Genomic DNA, 4257 nt, shown 5'->3' with positions numbered 1-4257 from the left:
GGTCGACGAACTCGTGCGCCCCGAAGTCGAGCGCGGTCTGCCGGCCGGCCGCGCGCCCGGTGCCGATGACGTAGGCGCCGGCCTCACGTGCGAGCTGGGTTGCCATCGACCCGACTACGCCGGCCGCACCGTGCACGAGGACGCTCTGCCCCGCCTGAAGACGGCCGTGATCGAACAGCCCCTGCCACGCGGTCAAGCCCGCCATCGTGACGCCCGCGCCCACCGTGAAGTCGATGTCGCCCGGCAGCGGCGCGAGATTGCGTGCCTCGACGACTACGTACTCCGCCAGCGTGCCGTCGCGAGTCCAGTCCGTGAGCCCGAACACCCGCTGCCCCACCGACAGGCCGGTTGTGCCATAGCCGAGAACGCTGACCACCCCGGCCAGCTCGTGGCCGGGGATCGACGGCGTCCGGTCCCGGCCGAGCCGATCGATCCAGGTCGAGGGCCACTCCAACTCATCCCCAGTGAATCCCGACGCATGAACCTCAACGATGACATCGCCGTAGCTTGCGCCCGAGAGGCCAGCGAACCTCGCCGCATCCGGATCGGGCCGCTCCACCAACGTCATCCGGGCCGTGCCGGCGGCCTGGTCCGTCACCACGATCGCCTTCATGTGAATACCTCCCTGTATCCAGGCCGTGCGGCCATACTCTGTCGGGGGTCAAGTTGCGGTGCCTACATGTCTCGTAATAAGTGAGGCGGCGGCGATGGGGCCGAACTACTCCTGCGTCGGCCAGAACTGTTCGTCGACGCCGGGATTGAGCGTGAAGCAGGCTTCGGCCCGTGAGGGCCAGTGACGCGAAAAGTCACGCTTAGCACCTGCGGGCGATCCTTCGGTTCCAAAATGTGTTGTCGGGCAGCATGTTCCCGTTACGGGCCGACATCGGCGCCCCTACTTCGTTCATAGCCCGCGTCGCCGACGACCTACGGGATGACGCCACGCGACGCTACTCATTGGACGTCGACGCACGCATCAGGAACCACACACGGGACACGGTCGCTGCCACGCCGGCGCCACCAACGACGATCGCTCCCAACCCCCAGTCGGGGATCACTCCGAGAACCTTTGACACCACCCCACACGCCACGATGGGGACATAGACGAGCAACATCAGGCCGAGTACTTGTCGCCTCCAGCCCCGCCGCTGTGGCAATCTTCCTAGCGTCGCATCGAAGACTTTGACGCGGCCCAACCGGGACCGCCCTCCCGACCGGACACGAGCGACGGAGACCGCGATCCAGACCATCAGCCAGAAGACCACCGTGATGGCTATCCCTAAAAGCGGTCCGCCTGCGTAATCCCAAAACGTGTTCAAGTTTGCACTCCTCGCCGTCGAACACGAGCCCAGCCAGGCGGCCGCTGCCCACGCTGCCGCATCCCCTTGCTGACCCGACGCTAGAAGATCCCGCGCGCCCGCACCCGCTGACGCGCCGACACGCTGTCACGAGCGGTGTGCCAGGAGGCCTCAGCGTTATGGCTGGCGAGGGCGGCTTTCTTCTCCCGGCGGCGCGCGGAAACGCCCAACGACGGCAGACCTCCGTCGCCGGAGCGGACTCGGTGCGACACTGTCGTAGTGGTCTCGGACCGAATGCCGACAACCGGCGAGCCCGTAGTGGGAGGGCGATGCGGGAGGCGCTGATGTCCGTGGCCGACTCCTACGACACCACACCAGAACCTGGTGTGGTGGTGAGGAATCCGACGACCTAGCACCACACTGGAGAACAGGGGCTGCGCAATGGTGGATCAGGTGGAGGCGCGGAAGCTCTTCGATGCGCTCGACCTCAGCAAGAACGGTGCACTCACTCGCGGGGAACTGATCACCGCTCTGCGCATAAAGACCAGCAGCGCGGGGGAGATCGACGTCCTGGGCCTGGGTTTCGCCAACCTGGACGCTGTCGCGGACTGGTTCGCACAGTCCGATGTGGACCAGAACAGTCAGCTCACCGTCGAAGAGTTCATCGCGGCTCTCGATGCTCACGAGGCCAACTCCTAAGTAATGCAATTGCACTCAGGTGAAGGGTTAGGAGGTCGTTCATGCATGCATCCAAGGGCGATCGGCTGATCATCCACGGCCGAGTCGTCGGACAGCAAACACACACTGTCGAGATCGTCGAAGTGCTCGGCTCCAAAGGCAATCCTCCCTACCGAGTACGAGACGACAGAGGCCACGAGACCATCATGTCCCCGGGGCCGGACTCCGTCGTGGACCATCGCAGGGCATCGGATACGAAGTAGGGTCAAGTGCCGGTATAGGCCGCACTCACCATCGAGGGCGAGCACGCGACGGTGGAATCGGTCGAGGACACCCGGGCCGCTACCCGTTCATGTGCATGTCACGGAATTGGTTCGGGCCCAAGAAGACTGACACCCTGCGGCTGCCGTCGTGGCAGGTCAACAATCCGTCCAGCTGGTGGTGTGGTGGCCGCCGCTGTCGGAGTGGCCACCGTGGTGGTGGCCGCCATGGTGGTGGTGACCACCGTGATGGGGCGGAAATCCGGATTGTGATGTGTCGGAGGAGATTCCGAAGTCGTTCAGGGCGCCGCCGCGCTGGCGGGCGCGCGGCCGGGTGTCGCGGTGGACGATCATGGTGCGAATCGCGTAGGCGAACAGCAGCGTGAAGAACGCGATCGCGATGACCAAGAAAATTGTCATCGCCGCAGCGTGCGACGGGGACAGATCGGTGTCAATACCGGCACCCCATTTAGGCTCTAAACGCCTCAGTCCCAGCTGATCTCGCACCGTGCCGGTCCCGGAGTTCCTTGCCAAGGAACTCGGTGCCTTCCTCGACAACCGTGACCTCGGCGCGCTCGCCTTCGAGAGCCGCAAGGGTGAGTATCTGCCGCTCGGCGAATTCCGGTGGGCCTTCGACCAAGCCACGCAGGCGGTCGGAGTGACCGGGATGGTTCCTCACGGTCTGCGCCACACCGCGGCATCGCTCGCGATCAGCGCCGGTGCCGCAGTGGCGACAGCAATGAACGCGGGCGCGCAAGTTGCTGCGGACGCAGACCGGACAAGATCAACCGAACGACCCCGAAAAACTCGGCCTACCAGTGGTTTCCTAGGTGCCCCCGGACGGGCTCGAACCGTCACTTGGCGGATTTTAAGTCCGCTGCCTCTGCCAATTGGGCTACGGGGGCGTCTGGGTCAGACTACCGAGCCGTACGGTCGTGCTGGTAGCAGGTATTTGGGGGGCGGGTCAGGGGGTGGGGGCGATCATGATGGGGGTTTGGACGCGGAGCAGGAGGGATTGGCTGGTGGAGCCGAAGACCTTGCTGACGAAGCCGCCTCGGCCTCGGGTGCCCACCACCAGAAGCTGGGTGCTGGAGGAGAGTTCGAGGAGGGAGCGTTCGGGGCTGTCGTGGGAGGTTTCGCGGTCTATGCGGACGTTGGGGTAGCGCTCCTGCCAGCCGGCCAGGCTCTCCGCGAGGACGTAGTCGTCGAGGGCGTCCATTTCGGGGTCGTCGGAGGCGCCTTCGGCGTGCAGGGCGATGACGGCCACGCCGCGGACCGAGGCTTCGTCGAGGGCCGCCGCGATGGCGGGCTCGCTGATCTTGGTGCCGTCGACGCCGACCAGGATGGGGCGGGTGAGCAGATCGGGGGGTAGGGGGACGCCGTCTCGGACCACGACGAACGGGCAGTGGGAGCGGCGGGCGAGGACCGAGCTGACCGAGCCGAGCAGGGCGCGGCGCAGGGTGCCGCCGCCGCGGGCGCCGGCCACGACCATGCGGGCGTCGCGGGTGCGTTCGAGGAGGGTGGGGACCACGGCGCCGGCGCTCAATTCGGTGGTGACCGTGAGGCCGGGGGAGATCTTGGCGGCTTCTTCGGCGGCGGTTTCCAGCAGCCAGTTGCCGTGTTCCTCGAGCCGGGAGTAGTCCTCGGTGGTGATCGTGGTACCCAGGCCCAGACCCTGGTCGGGGGTGATCTCGAGGACGCGCAGCAGGTGCAGGGGCGCGTGGTGCAGGGCGGCGGTGTGGGCCGCCCAGGCGACGGCCGAACCGGCCGATTCGTCCACGGCGACGATGACGGCTTCCCCTGTCGACATGCTGAGTCCTCTCCCATCGTGAATCACGCGGTGCGGCTGCGGGATAGCTGAGCGGTCGCTATCGACCCTACGCCGACGCGGGCCCGCCACGGCCGAGCGGCACCGCGATCCGGGTCACGCGAATTCCGGCCAGGTCCCGGACCGGCGGCGGAACGCACCCGCGGCCCCGCCGAGGGGTGTACGGGGGCTCGGTGGGGCCGCGGGGCCGGGCTGC

The 4257-nt window shown here is 66.8% G+C and carries 6 protein-coding genes and 1 tRNA gene; 2 read left to right on the top strand and 5 right to left on the bottom strand.

Translation table 11 applies throughout. From position 1 onward, the window contains the following. The coding region (locus ACFXN1_RS43165) for an NADP-dependent oxidoreductase (RefSeq protein WP_379463909.1) at window positions 1–613 on the bottom strand (613 nt) is incomplete at its 3' end. A gap of 1123 nt (window positions 614–1736) precedes the next feature. Here ACFXN1_RS43165 and ACFXN1_RS43160 point away from each other — a divergent pair. Both ACFXN1_RS43160 and ACFXN1_RS43155 read left to right on the top strand, forming a co-directional pair. Next, window positions 1737–1994 (top strand): EF-hand domain-containing protein, encoded by a 258-nt coding sequence (locus ACFXN1_RS43160; protein WP_379438591.1) that lies wholly within the window; start codon window positions 1737–1739, stop codon window positions 1992–1994. A gap of 41 nt (window positions 1995–2035) precedes the next feature. Next, window positions 2036–2236, top strand: a complete 201-nt coding sequence (locus ACFXN1_RS43155) for a DUF1918 domain-containing protein (protein WP_379380179.1) — start codon at window positions 2036–2038, stop codon at window positions 2234–2236. 156 nt (window positions 2237–2392) lie between these two features. On the opposite strand, the gene ACFXN1_RS43150 is transcribed toward ACFXN1_RS43155, so the two are convergent. The 4 genes from ACFXN1_RS43150 to ACFXN1_RS43135 form a co-directional block, all read right to left on the bottom strand. Continuing rightward, complete coding sequence (locus tag ACFXN1_RS43150) at window positions 2393–2653, bottom strand: hypothetical protein (RefSeq protein ID WP_379438593.1); 261 nt, start codon at window positions 2651–2653, stop codon at window positions 2393–2395. Between the two features lie 49 nt (window positions 2654–2702). Beyond that, window positions 2703–2924, bottom strand: coding sequence for a hypothetical protein (locus tag ACFXN1_RS43145; RefSeq protein ID WP_379438594.1), 222 nt, complete (start codon window positions 2922–2924; stop codon window positions 2703–2705). 140 nt (window positions 2925–3064) lie between these two features. Beyond that, window positions 3065–3138 (bottom strand) — tRNA-Leu (locus ACFXN1_RS43140). Window positions 3139–3197: 59 nt separating this feature from the next. Next, on the bottom strand, window positions 3198–4043 hold the full coding sequence (locus tag ACFXN1_RS43135) for a universal stress protein (RefSeq protein WP_379380177.1): 846 nt from the start codon (window positions 4041–4043) through the stop codon (window positions 3198–3200). Window positions 4044–4257: the final 214 nt, after the last annotated feature.

The organism is Nocardia sp. NPDC059154 (assembly GCF_042755705.1).
GTDB lineage: Bacteria > Actinomycetota > Actinomycetes > Mycobacteriales > Mycobacteriaceae > Nocardia.
This window is presented reverse-complemented; position numbering and strand designations above follow the sequence as displayed.